Annotated in this window: 16 protein-coding genes; 2 read left to right on the top strand and 14 right to left on the bottom strand. The window is 67.5% G+C overall.

The genetic code is table 11. The features are described 5' to 3' along the window. The first annotated feature begins 253 nt into the window (after positions 1 to 253). On the top strand, positions 254 to 1,729 hold the full coding sequence (locus ACYX4S_RS14000) for an amidase (RefSeq protein WP_476360628.1): 1,476 nt from the start codon (positions 254 to 256) through the stop codon (positions 1,727 to 1,729). Between the two features lie 273 nt (positions 1,730 to 2,002). Here the strand turns inward: ACYX4S_RS14000 and ACYX4S_RS13995 are convergent, their stop codons facing one another. From ACYX4S_RS13995 to ACYX4S_RS13960, 8 genes are all read right to left on the bottom strand, one after another. Further along, positions 2,003 to 2,872 carry an isocitrate lyase/PEP mutase family protein gene (locus ACYX4S_RS13995; protein WP_293721837.1) on the bottom strand — a complete coding sequence of 290 codons (870 nt, stop codon included), beginning with the start codon at positions 2,870 to 2,872 and terminating at the stop codon, positions 2,003 to 2,005. Between the two features lie 43 nt (positions 2,873 to 2,915). Then, a complete protein-coding gene (locus ACYX4S_RS13990; protein ID WP_293721838.1) occupies positions 2,916 to 4,190 on the bottom strand; it encodes a TRAP transporter large permease in 1,275 nt (424 codons plus the stop codon). 6 nt (positions 4,191 to 4,196) lie between these two features. Further along, on the bottom strand, positions 4,197 to 4,706 hold the full coding sequence (locus ACYX4S_RS13985; RefSeq protein WP_476360627.1) for a TRAP transporter small permease: 510 nt from the start codon (positions 4,704 to 4,706) through the stop codon (positions 4,197 to 4,199). Positions 4,707 to 4,772: 66 nt separating this feature from the next. Continuing rightward, on the bottom strand, positions 4,773 to 5,771 hold the full coding sequence (locus ACYX4S_RS13980) for a TRAP transporter substrate-binding protein (RefSeq protein WP_293721840.1): 999 nt from the start codon (positions 5,769 to 5,771) through the stop codon (positions 4,773 to 4,775). Positions 5,772 to 6,093: 322 nt separating this feature from the next. Continuing rightward, positions 6,094 to 6,786: a DNA-3-methyladenine glycosylase I gene (locus tag ACYX4S_RS13975; protein WP_475010974.1), complete on the bottom strand. Its 693-nt coding sequence runs from the start codon at positions 6,784 to 6,786 to the stop codon at positions 6,094 to 6,096. 148 nt (positions 6,787 to 6,934) lie between these two features. Next, positions 6,935 to 7,522 (bottom strand): hypothetical protein, encoded by a 588-nt coding sequence (locus ACYX4S_RS13970; RefSeq protein WP_475010976.1) that lies wholly within the window; start codon positions 7,520 to 7,522, stop codon positions 6,935 to 6,937. A gap of 91 nt (positions 7,523 to 7,613) precedes the next feature. Further along, a complete protein-coding gene (locus ACYX4S_RS13965) occupies positions 7,614 to 9,122 on the bottom strand; it encodes a sigma-54 interaction domain-containing protein (protein WP_476360626.1) in 1,509 nt (502 codons plus the stop codon). Between the two features lie 388 nt (positions 9,123 to 9,510). Beyond that, complete coding sequence (locus ACYX4S_RS13960; protein WP_476360625.1) at positions 9,511 to 9,738, bottom strand: heavy-metal-associated domain-containing protein; 228 nt, start codon at positions 9,736 to 9,738, stop codon at positions 9,511 to 9,513. 234 nt (positions 9,739 to 9,972) lie between these two features. Between ACYX4S_RS13960 and ACYX4S_RS13955 the strand changes: the two genes are divergently transcribed. Continuing rightward, positions 9,973 to 11,589, top strand: a complete 1,617-nt coding sequence (locus tag ACYX4S_RS13955; protein ID WP_476360624.1) for an EAL domain-containing protein — start codon at positions 9,973 to 9,975, stop codon at positions 11,587 to 11,589. A 110-nt stretch (positions 11,590 to 11,699) separates the two neighbouring features. On the opposite strand, the gene ACYX4S_RS13950 is transcribed toward ACYX4S_RS13955, so the two are convergent. The 6 genes from ACYX4S_RS13950 to ACYX4S_RS13925 all read right to left on the bottom strand — a co-directional run bounded on the left by ACYX4S_RS13950 (position 11,700) and on the right by ACYX4S_RS13925 (position 18,418). Continuing rightward, complete coding sequence (locus ACYX4S_RS13950; RefSeq protein ID WP_476360623.1) at positions 11,700 to 13,076, bottom strand: M16 family metallopeptidase; 1,377 nt, start codon at positions 13,074 to 13,076, stop codon at positions 11,700 to 11,702. A 68-nt stretch (positions 13,077 to 13,144) separates the two neighbouring features. Beyond that, on the bottom strand, positions 13,145 to 14,635 hold the full coding sequence (locus ACYX4S_RS13945) for a M16 family metallopeptidase (protein ID WP_476362873.1): 1,491 nt from the start codon (positions 14,633 to 14,635) through the stop codon (positions 13,145 to 13,147). A 323-nt stretch (positions 14,636 to 14,958) separates the two neighbouring features. Further along, complete coding sequence (locus tag ACYX4S_RS13940) at positions 14,959 to 15,687, bottom strand: hypothetical protein (protein ID WP_293721853.1); 729 nt, start codon at positions 15,685 to 15,687, stop codon at positions 14,959 to 14,961. Positions 15,688 to 15,782: 95 nt separating this feature from the next. Continuing rightward, on the bottom strand, positions 15,783 to 16,322 hold the full coding sequence (gene lspA / locus ACYX4S_RS13935) for a signal peptidase II (protein WP_293721855.1): 540 nt from the start codon (positions 16,320 to 16,322) through the stop codon (positions 15,783 to 15,785). Positions 16,323 to 16,463: 141 nt separating this feature from the next. Beyond that, a complete protein-coding gene (locus ACYX4S_RS13930; RefSeq protein ID WP_476360622.1) occupies positions 16,464 to 17,420 on the bottom strand; it encodes a DMT family transporter in 957 nt (318 codons plus the stop codon). Next, positions 17,417 to 18,418: a bifunctional riboflavin kinase/FAD synthetase gene (locus ACYX4S_RS13925; protein ID WP_476360621.1), complete on the bottom strand. Its 1,002-nt coding sequence runs from the start codon at positions 18,416 to 18,418 to the stop codon at positions 17,417 to 17,419. Before ACYX4S_RS13925 ends, ACYX4S_RS13930 begins: the two co-directional genes overlap by 4 nt. Between the last annotated feature and the right edge of the window lie 44 nt (positions 18,419 to 18,462).

Genomic DNA, 18,462 nt, shown 5'->3' with positions numbered 1-18,462 from the left:
CGTTGTCGACGTGCTCGCTCACTCGATCTTCTCCATCGTGATCCGTGTTCGTGCCGAGCGTACAGGCGGGAAGTGGACTTGCACAGATGCAGCGACGCGTGAAACGGGCGGCTCCCACAGATGACGCTTTCTCTTGGCAATCAGACAACCGCATGAAACACTTGGCATCCTTCCCTTATTCGGTCGCCGCCGCGCGCCCGTTCCATCCCGCAGGTTCCACGAGCCGGCCCCGCAGCTTGCACGAGTAGGTGTCATGACCCGGTCTTCCCACGCCTCGCTTGAGGGCCCCTTGCACGAACAGTCGGCCCTGGCCCTGTCCCGCGCCATTCATTCCCGCGAGATTTCCGCCCGCGAGCTGATGGAGGCCACGCTGGCCCGCATCGAGGCGGTCAATCCTTCCGTCAACGCGGTGATCTCGCTGCGCGACACGCAGGAGCTGCTCGGCGAGGCGGAGGCCGCCGACGCCGATCTGGCCAAGGGACGCTCGCGCGGGGTGCTGCATGGCTTTCCGCATGCGGTGAAGGATCTGGCGATGACGGCCGGCATTCCCACCACGATGGGCTCGCCGGTCTTCGCAAGGCAGGTGCCCGCCGAGGACGGCATCGCCGTCGCGCGCCTTCGCGAGGCGGGCGCGATCTTCATCGGCAAGACCAACACGCCGGAGTTCGGCCTGGGATCGCATACCTACAACCCGGTCTTCGGCGCGACGCGCAACCCCTACAACCGCTCCCGCTCGGCCGGCGGCTCCAGCGGCGGCTCCGCCGTGGCCCTGGCCGCGCGAATGCTTCCGCTCGCGGACGGATCCGACATGATGGGCTCGCTGCGCAACCCGGCCGGCTTCTGCAACGTCTACGGCTTTCGTCCGAGCTATGGTCGGGTGCCGTCCGGTCCCGGGCCGGAGTGCTTCATGGACAGCATGGCCACCGAAGGCCCCATGGCGCGCACGGTCGCCGACATGGCGCTGCTGCTGTCGCTTCAGGCGGGCTACGATCCGCGCGCGCCGCAGTCCCTTCCAGGTGACGGCTCGGAGTTCGCCGCGCTTGCGGAAGCGCCGCCTCCCGCCGACCTCAAGGGGCTGCGCATCGGCTGGCTCGGAGACTTCGGCGGCCATATGGCGATGGAAGACGGCATTCTCGACCTGAACCGGCAGGCGCTCTCCGTCCTGTCCGATCTCGGGGCCGAGGTCGAGGTGGCCTCGCTCGGCTTCGATGCGGAGCGCATCTGGAAAAGCTGGACCGACCTGCGGAGCTGGCGCATGGCCGCCAAGCTCGGCGCGATTCTCGATGCGCCGGAAACGCGTGACTCGCTCAAGCCCGCCGCCGTGTGGGAGGTGGAGCGCGGCCGCGCGCTGTCGCTTTCCGAGATCGAGGCGGCCAGCCAGACCCGGAGCGCCTGGTACCGGGCGGCGCAGCGGCTGTTCTCGAACTTCGACCTCCTGGCCGCGCCCGTCGCCCAGCTTTTCCCCTTCTACGTCACGCTCGACTGGCCGAAGGAGATCGCGGGCCGGTCCATGGACACTTATCACCGCTGGATGGAATGCGTGGTTCCGGCGAGCCTGCTCGGGTTGCCTTCGGTCTCGGTGCCCGCCGGGTTCGGCGAGGGAGGCCTGCCGACGGGGCTGCAGCTCATTGGCCGTCCGCGTGACGATCTCGGCGTCCTGCGCACCGCAAGCGCCTACGAGCAGGCGACCGACTGGGTCTCCCGCATGCCCGATCTCGGCAAGGCCTGACGGGCGGCAAAACGAAATGGAGACCGCTTCCGGGGGAAGAAGCGGTCTCCGATGCGGGGCCGGATCGGGTGGGCCCCGTTGGCGGGGCGCCGGGTTTGACAAACCGCGTCGCCTGAAACGTCTACGCCGGGGACAACCGGGTGGATCACATGCGGAGGCGGTGCAGGCGCCGGTCGCCGTCGCCACCGCGCGAGACGGGCAATCTCGCGCAATTTCGACTCAATTCTTGCAAGTTTTCTTTTCTAGATTGCCGCGACTTGCGCTGTTCGCCCCTCAATCGCGCCGGTCGGCGTAGCGCGATTCCTCTTCGTAGTAGGCATCGAAGCCGACGTGCCGGCGCAACTCGGCGAAGTCGAGGAGCAGGTCGTCGGGATGCTGGCCGGCCCGGATCACGGCCAGTGCGTCGCGCATGGCCCTGGTCATCGCCGAAAGCAGCGTCAGCGGGTAGGCGCCAAGCCGGAACCCGATACGCTCGAGCTCGGCGTGAGGCAGCAGCGGCGTCGCGCCTCCCTCCACCAGATTGGCCATGTGCCAGCCCGGAACCTCGCGGCAGATCGTCTCCATTTCCTCAATGCTTTGAGGCGCTTCCACGAAGAGAATGTCGGCCCCGGCCTGCGCGAACAGGCGCGCGCGTTCCAGCGCCTCGTCCAGTCCGTGACCATGTCGGGCGTCGGTGCGCGCCAGGATGAGAATGTCGTCGCCTTCCTCGCGCGCGTCGACGGCCGCCTTGATGCGGTTGACGGCCTCCACCCTGTCCACCACCAGCTTGCCCTTGGTGTGGCCGCAGCGCTTGGGCGCCACCTGGTCCTCGATCATCACGCAGGCAAGTCCGGCCCGGGCATATCCCTTCACCGTGCGTTTCACGTTGAGCGCGTTTCCGTAGCCGGTGTCGCCGTCGCCGATGACCAGTGCGGAGGTGGCCGCCGCCACGTTGCGGGCCGTGTCGACCATCTCTCCATAGGAGATGAGGCCGGTGTCCGGCTCGCCGATGCGGGTCGCCGAAACGGCGAAACCGGACATGAACGTGACGGGAAAGCCCGCTTCTCCGATCATGCGGGCCGACAGTCCGTCGAAGCAGCAGGGCATGGGCGTGAAGGGCGTTGCCTCGAGATGGGCGCGCAGGCGGGCGGCTGGTGAGGTCATCGTCGCTCTCGTCTCGGGGGTCGGTGCGGGCGCAAGGGGCCCGTCACAGGTGGAAGGGAATATAGAGGACAAGGTCGGTCCAGAAGAAGATCAGCAGCACCGACAGCAGCATGATGAGCAGGAACGGCCACACGCCTGCCGACACCTCGCCCATGGAGGCTTTCCCCACCGCCTGTATCACATAGAGGTTGAGCCCCACCGGCGGCGTGATGAGCGCGCATTCCACCATGATGACGAAGAAGACGCCGAACCAGATCGGGTCGATGCCAAGCCCCATCAGTGCGCCGGACAGCACCGGAACCATGATGAGCATCATCGAAAGGGCTTCCAGGAACAGGCCCATCACCAGCAGGACCAGCCCGACAACGAGAATGAAAAGTCCCGCCGTTTCAATGTGCTGTGACAGGAACATGGAGATGTCCTGCGGGATGCGGTAGAGCGTGATCGCCTTGCCGAACACCTTGGCGCCGGCCACGATCAGCAGGATCGCGACGGTCGTGGTCATGGACTCCACGACCGCGTCGCGGAACTTCGGCCAGTCCAGGGTTCGCAGCACCACGGTGACGATGAAGAGGGCGCCGAGAAAGCCCACGGCGGAGGCTTCCGTCGGCGTCACCGCGCCGGCATATATCCCCGCGATGACGGTTCCCGCCAGCAGGATCGTCGGCAGGGCGCGCAGCGCGGTGGCGCGCCGCTCCGCCCAGCTCGCGCGCGGGCTCGGCTGATAGTCCGAGGCAAGGCTCGCGTAGAGCACCGACCAGCCGATGAACAGCGCCATCAGCAGCAGGCCCGGCCCGATGCCGGCGAGAAACAGCGCGATGATCGATTCCTCGGTGATCGCGCCATAGACGATCATCGGGATCGACGGGGGGATAAGGATGCCGAGCGTGCCGCCGGCGGCGAGCAGGCCGAGCACGAAGCGGCGGGGATAGCCGCGGCTCGTCATCTCCGGAATCGCGACGGTTCCGATCGTCGCGGCCGTCGCGACCGAGGATCCCGAGATCGCGGCGAAGATACCGCAGGAGAGGATTGTCGCGATGCCGAGGCCGCCGGGCCAGTGACCGACCCAGGCCTGAACGGCGGCGAAGAGGTCGCGCCCGACGCCGCCCTTGAGCAGCACGTTCGACATGAGCAGGAACAGCGGCACGGCGATCAGCACGAAGCTGTCGGCGGCCGAAAGCAGGCCCTGCGGCACCATCAGTGGCGAGAAGCCGCCGATCGCAAGCAGACCGAAGCCGAGCCCGGCGAGCGCGAAGGCAACCGGTATCCCCGAAAGCAGCAGTGCGAACAGGGCGGCGAGAATGAGGATCGTCACCATGCGGGATCAGTGCTCCGGACGGGAGGGCGGCGGCGTGGTGCCCGCCGGCGCCAGCGCGACGCGGGCGGCCTCGACGAGGGATTGCAGGCACAGCAGCAGGAAACAGGCGGGCAGCGATGCCTGGGCCCACCACGCCGGCATGTCCAGCATGGAGCCGGTCGTGCGGCCGCGCGAAAAGGAATCATAGGCGATCCCGCTGCCGTCCTTCACCACCAAGGCGGCAAGGGCCGCGACGAACAGCAGCGCGAAGACCTCCTGCCATCGCCGCGCGCGCGGCCCCAGCATGTCGGTCACCAGCGTGATGGTGATGTGCTGTCGGCGATGCACCAGGATCGCGGCACCCCCGAAGGTCGCCCAGACGAGCAGGAGCCTGGACAGCTCTTCCGCCCATATTGTCGGAGCGGTGAACGCGTAGCGCATGAGCACCTCGTAACCGAGCATGAGCGCGATCACGAAATAGGCCCATCCGGCCAGCGTCCCCAGGTACCGGGACAGCCGGTCGATGACGTTGAACATGGCGGGATCCGTCGCGAAGCGGCCGGGCCGGATGCAGGGGCACCCGGCCCGGCTCGTGTGAACTCGTCAGTTCCTGAGCGCGCGGGCGGCGGCAAGCACCTTCTCGCCGAGCGCGCCGGAATCGGCCAGATACTGGTCGTAGACCGGCTGCGCGGCCGCGAGCCATGCCTCCACTTCCGCATCGGAGAGTTCGTAGACGGTCATGCCGTTGGAGCGCGCCGCGTCATAGGCCTCCGTCTCGATGGCCGTCATGCGGTCGCGCACGTCCTTCTCGGCAAAGAGTGCGGCCTCGGTGATCCAGTCGCGGTGCTGCTCGGGAAGGCCGTTCCAGAAGTCCTCGTTGACCACGACGATGAACTCGATGTCGGCGTTGTTGGTGACGGTGATGGTGTCCATCACCTCCCACAGGCGCCGACTCTTGACGCCGGATACACCGGTCATGCCCACGTCGACGGTGCCGCGCTGATAGGCGATATACTGTTCGGAGCCGGAGATCAGCGTCGGCGCGCCGCCGGCCGCCTTGATCCATTCGCCGAGCGTCTTGCCGAAGACGCGCACCTTCTTGCCTTCCAGGTCGGCGGGCGTGCGGATCGGTCCGCCGTTCGACAGCAGCACGGAGCCGCCGTAGGCCTGCCACCACAGCACCTTGGCGCCGGTCTCCGCGATTGCCTCGTCAAGCGGCGCGCGCACCGGGCTGCCCGGCGCCACGGCCTTGCGCACGAGGTCCTCGCTGTTGAGCAGGAAGGGCAGGTAGAACAGGTCCACCGCCGGAACATCGCCCACATAGCGCGTCAGCGAGGCGACGCCCATCTCGATGGAGCCCGAACCGACGGCCTCGGGAACCTCGTTGTCCTTGTAGAGCTGGGCGGAATCGTAGATCTCGACGGCGATGTCGCCCTTGGAGATCTCCTCGACCTTCGACTTGAAGACCGAGAGATTCTCGCCGAGATGGCTTTTCAGCGGCAACTGAAGGGTGATGCGCAGCGTCGTGGTCTCGGCCATGGCCGCCGACACGGTGAGCGCGAGACCGGCGGCAACGCCGGCGGCAAGGCGAAAGAGCTTCATTCCTGTTCCTCCCTGGCACGCCCTTCGCGCGGAATTTGGACCCCACGCACAAGGACGCAATCATGCGGCTCCCCGGATTGCGGGGACCACGATCACGACCCACCGCCGGCGTCGGTGCCCGCTGGCACCGGACTCGCCCGTCCTCCACGGGCAACCGTCGGTCAATCGTGTCTTCCGGCTCACCTTTGCGGATGGCCGGCCTCCTCCCGCGACGCTCGCGTTTTGTCGCGATGCATCGCACCCGCACGCCTGATCCCGGCGACGCGGACCCCTGGACGGTAAACGAAGGCTCGCCGACTATGCAACTCCTTCAACGGGCGTTTTACGCAGGGGAGACACCGCGGCCGGGGCGCTTGAACGCGTCGCGCGCGGCTTCCACCTCCTCGCGCACGCAGCAGCCTTCCAGGTGGTCGTTGACCAGTCCCATGGCCTGCATGAAGGCATAGACCGTGGTCGGACCGACAAAGGACCAGCCGCGTCGCTTGAGGTCCTTGGAAATCATCTTCGAGACGGGCGTCTGGGCAAGCACGGAGAGGCTTGCATGGTCGCAGCGTTCGGGCCGTTCCTGCGGTCCGGGCTCAAAGGACCAGAAATAGGCCGCGAGCGATCCGAACTCCGCGACGAGCTCTCGGGCGCGTTTCGCGTTGTTGATCGTCGAGACGATCTTGCCGCGATGGCGCACGATGCCCGCGTCGGCGAGCAGCCGTTCCACGTCGGCCTCGCCGAAGCCGGCGACCACATCGAAATCGAATCCCGCGAAGGCGGCACGGAAGTTCTCCCGCTTGCGCAGGATGGTCAGCCACGAAAGGCCCGACTGGAAGCCTTCCAGGCAGATCTTTTCGAACAGGCGCCGGTCGCTGTCCACCGGGCGGCCCCACTCGGCATCGTGATATGCGAGGTAGTCCGGTCTGTTGCCGTGCCAGGCGCAGCGGACCCGTCCGTCCTCGCCGCGCAGCAGCCCCCGGGGCAGCGTCTCGTCGCTCGGGTTGACGGAGGTATCGGCGGTCTCGCTCACGCAATGTCCTTTCGTGGCCGCGCGCAATCGCGCGAAACGGCAATTTATGTTCCTGATATGTTCATGGTAGCGTCCAAGCGTTTCGCCCGCAAGCTGTGTGCATCGGTCGAGACATGCGGCCTGCGAAATGCGCTGTGGAGCGTGCGGGTCAGTCCGCCGTCGATTGCGTGACGGAGAAGGGAAGGGAGAGCGTTGCGCTCTTGTCGCCGGCCCGGTCATGCAGGGCGATGGCGAGCGTATACTCCCCGGCGCGCAGCCCCTCGAAGGCGAAGCTGAGCGTCGTGTGGAACTCGTGCACGCGGCTGCGGGCCGTCATGCCGAGATCCGCGAAACCCGTCTGGCTGGCGAGAACCTGCCCGGAGGCGTTGAGGATCTCGAAGTCGGCCACGAGGTCGACCTTGTAGCCGTCCTCGACCCTGTCGTAGCCGAAGCCGACCGGCTCGGCATAGACCACCATGGTTTCTCCGGGAGCGAAGCGGGCATCCTCGCGGGGCGTGTAGCGGCCGAAGCCTTCCACCTTGCCCTTGACGAATGTCGCCGTGGCGAAGGCGAGCGGGGCGGCATCCCAGGCCGTGTCGAGCGCCGACCAGGCATCGGCGAGCGGAGCGGGGAGGGCCGTTGTCGTCTCGGCACGCAGAGCCGTCTGGGCGGTCAGGAACACAAGGCTTGCGCCCGCCAGGGCGGCGGTTGCACGGCCCGTGAACCGCAGGCCGGTGGTGCGTGCTGGTCTCGTCATGTCTGCCCCCGCAGATGGTCGGACCGCGCCGGGGCGCGGCCGCGCGATTTCGCAGCGCACCGTATAGCCCCGACGGGAAACCGCCACAAGATTATCCGGCAAAACCGGTAAAGTCCGCGCTCCCCTCGCCACGTCCGCTCCAGGACTGGCGTTTGCGGTAGATGGTGGACGGGCTGATCTCCAGCGCCGCCGCCGCCTTGGCGATGTTGCCGTCGAAGGCATCGAGCGCGCTTTCGATGATCCGCTTTTCCTGCGCCCACAGCGGTTCGATCTCGACGGCGCGGCGCGGGCCGCGTTCGCGCATCGGCTCGAGCCGGGTGGAAAGTCCCTGGCCGGTCAGGAAGGAGGGCAGCATGTCGGCAAGAAGCCGGGTGCCCTCGTGCATCACAACGGCCTGGCGGATGGCATTCTCGAGCTGGCGAACGTTGCCGGGCCACCCGTGGGTGAGCAGCCGTTCGCCGGCACATGGAGCGATCTCGGAGAAGGCGCGTCCCTCTTCCTCGGCGAAGCGGGCAAGGAAGCTCGTCGCCAGGGGCAGGATGTCCTCCCGCCGGTCACGCAGCGCCGGCATCCGGATCGGCAGCACATGCAGCCGGTAGAAGAGATCCTCGCGGAACCGGCCGCCGGCGATCTCCACATGGGGATCGCGGTTCGTCGCGCAGACGATGCGGACATCCACCGACCGCGTGCGGGTGTCGCCGATGCGCTGCACAAGGCCGGTCTGCACGAACCGCAGAAGCTTGGACTGCAGGGCGAGATCCATCTCGCCGATCTCGTCGAGGAACAGCGTGCCCCCGTCGGCAAGTTCCGCCGCCCCGGTGCGCGCGTCCGCGGCGCCGGCGAAGGCCCCGCGCACGTGGCCGAAAATCTCGCTCTCCATCAGTTCGCCGGGAATCGCAGCACAGTTGATGGCGATGAAGGGAGCATTCTTGCGTGGCGAACGGGCGTGAATGGCGGCGGCGCAAAGGTCCTTGCCGCTGCCGGATTCGCCGGTGACGAAGACGGGCGCGTTTGACGGCGCGATGCGGCGGATCTGGTCGTAGACCTCCCGCATCCGCTGGGAGCCGCCGACGAAGCGCTCGAACCTGAAGGGAGCTGTCGCCTCGGGAAGCGCGTGGGTGTTTTCGGTTCCGCTTCTTTCGCCGGTCGGGAGCCGGCCTCGTCCCTCTCGCAGGTGGCGAGGAGCTGCCGTGTCGCGCAGGGAACGCGTGTTCTGGATCAGGAAGCGGTCGATCTTCTCGGCCACGGCCCTGGGGTTGGCGGGGAAGGAGATCACGTCGTGGGCGCCGGCTTCCATCGCCGCCAGGCTTCGCGTGAGCGATTCCCGCGCGCTCACGGCCATCAGCATGGCTTGCGGCTGCGCGGCGGCGAGGCGCGAAAGGAAGCCGTCCTGGCCGAGCGTCTCCAGATCCACGATCATCACGTCCGGCTGCACCTGGGTGCTGGCGGCATAGAACGGTTCGAAACTGTGATAGGTCAGCGGTGCCGCGCAGGCATGGTCCATCGCATCCGCGACCGACCCCGCCAGACGGCGTGTTTCACCCTCGCCGTCGAGAACGGCGAGCCTGATCTGCCCCTGATCGCCAGGCATGGATTCCATGCAGTGGCGTCCCCCTTGCTCTTGTGCCGCATCAGGCGGCATCGGATTGATTTGCCGACCGGAATCTTCTGCCGACATGGTAAACAAAGTGTTGCCAAGTCGGGGTGCCTTGCCGCTCGCGCCGCATCAACGCGTCACATGGCAGGTGGAATCGGCCGCCCGTTCTGCCGGAGGGGCGGAAAAGTCGTTCAAGGACAAATGGTTGTTTGAAGCGACCGTCGGTCGTGATGGCCGTGGGAGGCCGCGTGCCGGTCGTTGGCGAGGGAGAAAAAATCGGAGGACGCTGACGGTGGCGCACACCTCACCCAAGGGCAGGTGTTAACGCCCTGGAGGAAAGGTCCCCGGCCGTCCGCCTGGGGCTGGCGACGGCCGGGGCGGGTGGCAAGGGTCACCCGGTGACGTCGAACCCCGCGCCCTCGATGGCGGAGACGACCCCGTCGCGCGCGAGCGTGGTTCCAACGTCCGCCCGGCCCGTGGCGAGGTCGATGGAGACCTCCGCCTTCGGATCCTGCTTGCGGATCGCGTTCTCTACCGAGCGTACGCAACCCTGGCAGTCCATGCCCTCGATCATGAGGGTCATCCTGCCGGCTTCGTCCGTGGTGGTGGTCTGGTCCATGGCAACATCTCCTGAATTGGGGAGGCGGGACGCCGCAGCATCCTGTCTTTCTCCACATGCACCTTCCAGCAAGAGGAAGGTCAAGCGCCGAGGATGGCCGTTGCCGCGACATCGTGCCGCCGCCGGAATGGGCAGACAGTGCCGGAATGCTGGCGAATCTCGAGAATCGTTCTATTCATGGGCTATTCGCGGTAGGGTGGATTCGGCTTCGGCAAGTCCCTTGAGTATGGCCGGATGGGTATGGCACGGGCGACCAGCATCTTCATTTTCCTCTGCATGGGGGTGATTGCCGCTTCGGTGACGGCGATCATGCTGTTCCAGTTCGCCCGTCCTCCGGGCGAGGCGATCTCGCTCGGCCTGGCGCTGATGTGTGCCATGGTGGTGTCCCATCTCGTCTTCACCCGCCAGCGCGAGCGGTCCGAGGTGACCCGCAAGGTCGCCGAACTCGAGGAGCGTGTGCTCGAGGTCGACGAGGACATCGGCAACCTGGAAGGCCGTCTGACCGGCATGGAGGGCAATCTGCCCCGCCGCACCCGTGAGGAGATCGATCCGCTCTTTGCCGAGGTCGAGGTGCTTGGCAGCCTCATCAAGCAGATGGCCGAGGCCATGGCCGGCATGGAAGAGCGCATCGACGAGCAGGACAGCCGCCAGCTCGAACCGCCTCCGCCGCCCGAGCGCTATGCGCGCTACGAGGAAACGCCGCGCGCGCTCGGCTACGCCCAGCCCGACGCCCCACGTCAGCCCGTTTCGCACCAGCCGCAGCATCGCGCGTCGGCGGAGCCTGCTCCCGCGCCCGCCTCGGGTTTCCGCGAACCGCGCGCGCCAATGTACGACGAGCGGGAGCGGTTTCACGACGAGCGGGACCGCATTCCCGTGAACCATGCCCCGGCCCGTGAGCCGGAGGCGCCGCCCGTTCGCCCCGTCTCGCCGCAGGATGCCGCCTTCCACCGGGGCGGCGAGACGTCCTTTGGCGGGAGCGGAGCCGGCAACGAGGAGGCTGCCGTGCGTCCGGGACGGGCCGCCGCCAGCCGCAGCCAGTCGTCCGACCCGGAGATGCGCGCCCTCATTCAGGAGGCGCTCGACGCGAGCCGTGTCGACCTCTACCTGCAGCCGCTCGTGACCCTGCCTCAGCGCCAGGTGCGTGAATACGAGGCGCTCACCCGCATTCGCGACCGCAACGATGGCGTCCTCGAGCCGGTCGACTTCATCGACGAGGCGATGCGCGCCCATCTGATGCCGGCCATCGACAACCTGATGCTTCTGCGCTCGATCCAGGTGCTGCGCCGCCTGTCGAGCCGCAATCGCAAGTCCGGCCTCTTCGTGAACCTTTCGGTCCAGACGCTGGCCGACGAGCGCTTCTTCCCGGGCTTCCTCGATTTCCTGCGGGCCAACGAAGGGTTCTCGGGGATGATGACCTTCGAGTTCTCCCAGGCCGATGTGGCCGAGATGGGCGCGCTGGAGCACGAGAGCCTGGCCGCCCTGTTCGAGCTCGGATACCGCTTTTCCATCGATCGGGTCGATGACCTGCGCATGGACTTCAAGGCCCTGTCGGAACGCGGGTTCCGATTCCTCAAGCTGCGCGCCGCGCGTCTTCTGGGCAGCGAGCGGATGCACGCGAGCCACATCCACCCCGCCGACCTGGGCGATCTTCTGCGCCGCTACGCCATGGAGCTGATCGTCGATCACGTGGAAACCGAGGCGCAGGTGCTGGAACTGCTCGACCTCGACGTGCGCATCGCCCAGGGTTACCTGTTCTCTCCCCCGCGCCCGGTGCGCCCGGAGGTGCTCCAGTCGGCAGGCGGGCGCACGGGCGCCCCTGCAAGGGGGCCGACGCGCCGCGCCGCCGAGTAGCGTCGCGAAGCGAAAGACGCGAAACGGGAAAGCAAGCCGAAATGAAAAGGGCCGGAAGCGGATCGCTTCCGGCCCTTCGTGTTGTTTGAAGCGGAGGCTTGCGTCGCCGCTTACTGCGCCACCGCCGGTGCCTGCGGGCCGACCGTCACCACCAGTGGGGCCGCGCCGTCCAGCAGGCGCTTGCGCACCCGGGCGATGTCCTCCAGCGTCACCGCCTCGATCAGGTCGTTGCGCTCCTCGATGTACTCCTTGCCGATGCCCTGCACCTGCAGGCCGAGAAGTTGGCCGGCGATCTTGTCCGACGTGTCGAAACGCAGTGCGTAGGATCCGGTCAGATAGGCCTTGGCCTTGGCCAGTTCCTCGGCGCTCGGCCCGTCCTTGGCCATGCGGGCCACCTGTTCGTCGATGATCGAAAGCGTCTCGCCTGCCCGGTCGGCGCGGGTCGCGGTCGCCACGGCCAGCATTCCCGAATGGGCGTAGTCGATGAGATAGGACCCGACCGAATAGGCGAGCCCGCGCTTCTCGCGCACTTCCTCGTAGAGCCAGGAAGAGAAGCTGCCGCCGCCCAGGATGTGGTTCATGACGAAGGCGGGAATGAAGTCCGGGTCGTCGCGCTTCAGTCCGGGAAGGCCGAGGCGGATCGAGGTCTGGGGCACGTCGAGCGACACGGTCTCGGTGATGTCCGTCCGCGGGGTGATGTCGGCGACCGGGGTGAGGTCACCCGTCTCAGGCAGTCCGGCGAACACCTTGTCGAGCTCCGTTGCCAGCTTGTCGGCATCGATCGCGCCGACGACGGCGATCTTGAGCCCGTCACGTGCAAAGAGACGCTGGCGCAGGCCCGCGAGATCCTCCGACGTCAGGCCCGTCACCGTCTCGATCGTGCCGTCGCGCGGCTTGCCGTAGGGATGATCGGGGAAGGCGAGTTCCGCAAAGCGGCGCCCGCCGATGGCGTTCGGGTCGGTCTCCTCGTTGCGCAGCCCGGCCACGATCTGCCGCTTCATGCGTTCCACCGCCTCGGAGTCGAAACGCGGCTCGTTGATCGCCAGCCGCAGCATCTCGAAGGCCTCGTCCGTGGTCGGAGACAGCGTGCGCAGCGAACCGTAGAAATTGTCGCGGCCCGAGTTGAAGCTCAGGCGCACCGACAGGTCCTGAAGCCGGGCCTGGAAGGCCTGGGAATCGAGATCGCCCGCGCCTTCGTCAAGGGTCGCGGACAGAAGGTTGGCAAGCCCCTCCTTACCGTCCGGGTTCTGGCTGTCCCCCCCCTCGAAGGCGAAGTTCACGGCCACGATCGGCACGGAGTCATCCTCGACAAGCCAGGCGGTGAGTCCGCCGGGCGTGGTGATGGTCTGGATCTCCATGGCCTCGGCCGGGCGCGGCGCGGCGACAACGAGAAGCATCAGCGACAGGGTGAGCGCGGCGGCGAAGGCGCGCCGGAAACGGCCCGCGGTGCGGTTGGCGGCACGGGCGGGGGCGTCGGTGGGTCCCATGAACAGGGTCTCCGGATTATGGATCATCGAAAGGGCCTGCCGAGCGGCCGGAATGGGAGCCGGGACGGTCACCGGGTCACCGTATCGGACATCGGCTGAACGGCGGGAGCGCCAGCCGCATCGGCCGGATCGTCGCTCGTGCCTTCCTGCGGGCGCAGATAGGCGGTGACGGGAGCGTCCGCGAGATAGCTTGCCGCTGCTTCGCGCACGTCGTCGGCGGTGATGGAGGCGACCAGCGCCGGCCAGGCCTGCACGGATTCCACCGTGGCGCCGGTCGTGAGCGCGACGCCGAAGATGCGCGCGAGGCTCGCCTGGTTGTCCTGGGCGTAGAGGGCTCCGGCCAGCAGGGAGCGGCGGGCACGCTCCAGCTCCTCGTCGCTGACACCGTCGCGGGCGATGTCCGCCACGACCTCGAGGGTCGCCTTGCCGACGTCCTCCATGGCGACGCCGTCGGCGGGAACCGCATAGAGCATGAACTGGGAGGCATCGAGCGCGTTGCCCTGGTACCAGCCGCCGGCGGAGGTCGCGACCTGCCTGTCGATCACCAGCTCACGATAAAGCCGGCTGGTGCTGCCGCCACCCAGGATCTCCGACAGGACGTCGAGCGATGCGGCGACGCGCGGCCCCTTCTCCGCATCTTCCCGTGCGGCGGAGGTGTAGCTCGGCACGACCCAGGCCTGGCGCAGGCTCGGCTGCTTGACCCGTTCGTCGGACAGGCTCACCTCGAGCGCGCCGCGAAGGTGCTGGGTTTCGGGGCGCACGCGCGGCCCCGGCTCGGCCCGGCGGGCGACCTTGCCATAGGTCTCCTCGGCGAGCTTGCGCACCTCGTCCGGCGTCACGTCACCGGCAACGACCAGGATTGCGTTGTTGGGCGTGTAGTAGCGATCGTAGAAGGCGATGGCGTCCTCGCGGTCGAGCTTCTCCATCTCGTCCTGCCAGCCGATCACCGGCGTTGCGTAGGGATGGTTGACGAAGAGCATGGCCGACAGCGTTTCGCCAAGCTGCGAGGAGGGATCGCCGTCGATCCGCATCCGGCGCTCCTCGAGGATCACGTCACGCTCGGGAAGGACGACCTCGTCCGTCAGCACGAGGTTCTCCATCCGGTCGGCCTCGAACTCCATCATCTCGGCGAGGTGCTCGCGCGCGACGCGCTGGAAATACGCCGTGTAGTCGCTGGAGGTGAAGGCGTTCTCCTGGCCGCCGATCTCCGCGACCCGGGCGGAAAAGGCGCCGTCGGGGTGCTTCTTCGTGCCCTTGAACATCAGGTGCTCGAGGAAATGGGCGATACCGGAGGTGCCTGCTTCCTCGTCGGCGGCGCCGACCCTGTACCAGATCATGTGCGTCACGACCGGCGCGCGATGATCCTCGATCACCAGAACCTGGAGCCCGTTGTCGAGGGTGAAGCGGCTCACTTCTCCGCCGATGCGGATGTCGGAAAAGGCGGCGGTATCGCTTGCGGATGCGGTCTCGGCAATCGCCGGCGGTGCGAGAACGAGCGCCGCGGCCAGGGGCAGTGCCGCAAGGATCGTTGCGCGAATGCCGGGCCGGGAGCGGCGCATGGCATGGGCGGGAAGGGTCGGTCGGGGCAAGAATACTCTCCGTTTGGCGGTGCCCTTCGGGCTGGCGGAAGCTGGCTCCGGGCGAAAGTCGGACACGGGCGCGCGGCCCGCCGGGCAGGTGACGCGCGTTCGCGCGCGGCGCGCATGCGACGCATCACCTTGAGACCAGATATAGGCGGTGGGGCGGCGAAAGCCCGTGAACTTTTCGTAAGGTTCGCGGGGCGATCCGGCACGGTGCGGCCAGGGGCCCATGCAAATGCGCCGCGCCAAGGTGGCGCGGCGTTGCGATGTCGTTAGGGCAGCGGTGGTCCGGACGTGGTCCGTCAGCGCAGCGTGCGCGCGGACTTGCCGTCCATAAGCTGCTCGGTCGTGCTGATGCGGGGCTGATCCTGCTCCACCTTTTCCGGCGCGCGCATGGGGGCGTCGGGCGATGGCTTGGAATAGGCCGTCGGCGGCTCGATCAGGTAGCGGCGGACCGGATTGCCGTTCTCGTCCACAACGCGCGTGTCGGCCTTGGCGACACCGACGCGCTGGCCGAGTTCGTTCGGCTTCAGGCGCGCGTCCTCGAGACGGTTTTCCTTGCGGATTTCCTCGGAGATATTTCGGTTCGCGCCACCGGAAGCGAGCTGCTTGATGCCACGCGACTGCAGCGGGCTGCTCGGCCCGGCATCCTCGAGCTGATCCGGGTTCTTGTTGCGATAGATGTCCTGGATCTTCTTCAGGTCCCCGTCATTGGCCTCGGGCCAGTTGGCGACGACCTCGCGCTCTTCCGGCGGCGGCAGGGTGTCGACCTTGCTCGGCATCGCCAGCGGCGCACGCGGGGTGTATTCGATCTTCTTGTCGGTTTTCGCGTCGACCGCGCCAAGCCCTTCCATCAGCGAGCGAACCATCGCCACGTCCGGGGCTTCGTCGTTGGTGGAGCCGTCACTGAACCCGTCGGACCCGGACTGGCAGCCGCCGAGCGCCAGCGCGCCGACGGCGGCGGCGGCAAGCAGGCCGCGCCGGGTTCCCGGGCGGGAGGAGCGGGTCAGGAAGGATAGGCGACGCGGCACAGCAGAAATCCTTGTCCGGTGATCGATCCGGTGTCGTTTCGGGTCGAGTTGACCGTCTTGCGGGAATGCGCTTTCCACCCACACCCACAGCCAGTCTACTCAGACCGTCCTTTTGCGGCATCATTAGGGCTGCCGCGGAAACTGTCATACATGAGAGCCGCCACACCGGCAACGATCCACACGTCGGCAAGATTGAAGACGTACCAGGAGAAGTCGCCGACGTGGAAGTGGAAGAAGTCCGCGACCGCGCCCCACACGACCCGGTCGATGCCGTTGCCGATGGCGCCCGAGATCACCAGGGCGAAGCCCCATGCGGCCAGCCGCCGGTCCGCGCGCGCTCCCCACAGCCAGAACAGCACGGTGACGACGAGCGTTACCGCCACGAGCAGCCACCGCCCCGTGTCCGCCTCCTGCTGGAAGAGGCCGTATGAGATGCCGTAGTTCCACACCATCACCAAATCCAGGAACGGCGTGACGGCGACCCGGCCGCGCGAGGCGATATCGAAACCCTCCAGCATCCAGAGCTTGAAGCCCTGGTCGGCGATGAGGCCGAGGCCCGCGACCACCAGGATCAGGAAGCTGTAGGGCCCCCAGACACGGAACGAGGATCGGCCCCGGGAGGACGGCGAAGTCATGGATGAAGGATCTCCTTCGGATGGCGCCCGGCGCCGGCAGCGGATATCCCGCGCAACATGGGAAGCCCGCCCCTTTCCGTCAATTGCAATGCGCGCCGAGGGCAAGGCGGCAAGGGCGTGCGCGAGATGAGGGGCGAGTGCTTAGTCCGGCGGGCCCGTCGGGGCGATGCGTGCGGCCAGTTCCGTCTGCCGGCGCCGGTTCTCGCGGTTGGCGATGTAGATGCCGCTGCAGACGATGAGCGCGATGCCGAACCACGTCGGGCCGTCGGGGAAGTCGCCGAAGACGAGAAAGCCGAACAGCGTGGCGCTGACGATTTCCAGGTAGTTGAACGGTGCCAGCACCGATGCCGGCGCATTGGCGAAGGCCTTCACGATGAGCCCGTGCGCGAAGAACGACATGCCGCCCACCACCGCCAGGAGCGCCCAGCCGGGCAGGTCCGGCATGACGGCCTCGGCCGGCTCGTAGCCGACGATGTTGGCGGCGATGAAGGCACTGCCGAGCAGGGCCGTGCCGGCCAGGCCCGCCGTGAACTGAACGCACAGCATTCCGCCCGAGCCCGAAAGCTGTCGGGTGATCATGAGGTAGAGGGCGAAGAGAAAGGCGGTGGCCAGCGGCAGAAGCGCCGTTGCGCCGAAATTGGCGAAGCCGGGCCGGATGATGATGATCGCCCCGACGAGCCCGACCGCCACGGCCGCCCAGCGGCGCGGGCCAACACGCTCGCGCAGCACCAGCGCCGACAGCGCGGTGAGGATCATCGGCTCGATGAAGAAGATGGCGATCGCATCGGCGACCGGCATCGTCGCGATGGCCGTGAAGAAGCAAAGGGAGGCGCTTGAAAGGAAGACGCCACGCAACAGGTGCGGCCAGATGTTGGGTGCGCGCAGGACGGCAAGTCCCGGACCGATCGCTGCAACGGCCAGCGCGAAGATCATCTGGAACGCGAACCGGCCGAGCGTAACCTGAAGCGAGGACATGTAGGCGGAGAGATATTTCGCCGTCACGTCCATGATCGGGATGATCAGCATCGCGACCGTCATCAGGATGATGCCGCGCATGACGTCGCCGGGTGCGACGCCGGAGTCCTTGGGTGCGCTCATTGGTCCGGCCAGGCGTTGAGGGCGAGGTCGAGATCGCCGAGTGGCGTGAGGGAGGCGAGCAGCGCGCGCGCCTCGGCGGAGTCGCGGTTCATCTGGTCGACGAGGGCCTCGGCGCTGTCGAAACGCTCCTCGGGACGCAGATGGCCCGCGAGCATGACCTCCATGCGGCGGCCGTAGAGATCGCCGGTGAAATCGAACAGATGGACTTCGAAGAGGGGGGCGCCGTTGTCGAAGGTCGGACGCCGGCCGAAGCTCGCGACTCCGTCGTGCACCCGGCCGTCGACCCGCACCCGCACCGCATAGATGCCGTGGGCGAGGGCGGTTTCCTCCGCCAGCGCGAGGTTGGCGGTGGGGTAGCCCAGTTCACGTCCGCGCTTGTCGCCATGGGCGACCTCGGCGGAGAAGAACCAGCGGTAGCCCAGCAGCGCGTTGGCGAGCGTGACATCGCCTTCGGCCAGTGCCGCGCGGATCCGGCTGGAGGAGACGGCCTCGCCGGCCTCGTCCGTCTCCGCCGTGACGATGGTGACCCCGAAGCCGTCGGCGGCACCCGCCTCGACGAGGAATTCCGGCGTGCCGCGCCGCGCGCGTCCGAAGTGGAAGTCGTAGCCGGTGACAGCGTGAACGATGCCCATGCGCTGGCGCAGGATGTCCTCCACGAAGGCTTCCGCCTCGATGGACGCGAAGGCGCGGGTGAAGGGGGCGGTGACGATGCCGTCGAAGCCGTAGGCGGCCACGATTTTTGCCCTCTCCTCGGCCGGTGTCAGCCGGAACACGGGCCTGTCGGGGGCGAACACCGTGCGCGGATGCGGCTCGAAGGTCAGCACGAAGGCCGGAACCTCACGCCCGTGCGCCACGGCCAGCGCCGCGTCGAGAACCGCCCGGTGACCCCGGTGCACGCCGTCGAAATTGCCGATTGCCACCACGGCGCCGCGCAGGTGGTCGGGAAACTCCGCAAGATCGGTGACGGACGTGAAGCGGAGGGCGGGCAGGTGGGTCATGGACGTGGACGGACCGGATGAAGCGTGAACCGGAGCGCCGGCAC

Source organism: Stappia sp. ABD4_338 (assembly GCF_056312175.1).
This window is presented reverse-complemented; position numbering and strand designations above follow the sequence as displayed.